The organism is Novosphingobium huizhouense (genome assembly GCF_020179475.1).
Taxonomy (GTDB): domain Bacteria; phylum Pseudomonadota; class Alphaproteobacteria; order Sphingomonadales; family Sphingomonadaceae; genus Novosphingobium; species Novosphingobium huizhouense.
On record NZ_JAILXZ010000049.1, the window covers coordinates 1 to 281 of the forward strand.

The 281-nt window shown below is 63.7% G+C and carries 1 protein-coding gene; it reads left to right on the top strand.

Translation table 11 applies throughout. The features are described from left to right. The coding region (locus K3A85_RS17930; RefSeq protein ID WP_318248104.1) for a hypothetical protein at positions 1-281 on the top strand (281 nt) is incomplete at both ends.

Genomic DNA, 281 nt, shown 5'->3' on the forward strand with positions numbered 1-281 from the left:
CGGCCGGGTTCGATATCCGCTCGCAGATCATCTGGGCCAAGGATCGGCTGGTCCTGAGCCGGGGCGATTACCACTGGCAGCACGAGCCCTGCTGGTATGCGGTGAAGAAGCGCGGCAAGGGCCATTGGGCCGGGGATCGCAAGCAGACCACGCTCTGGCAGATCGCGAACAAGGATCAGGATGCGGAGACGGTGCACGGCACTCAGAAGCCGGTCGAATGCATGCGCCGCCCGATCCTGAACAACTCGAGCCCAGGACAGGCCATCTACGAGCCCTTCATG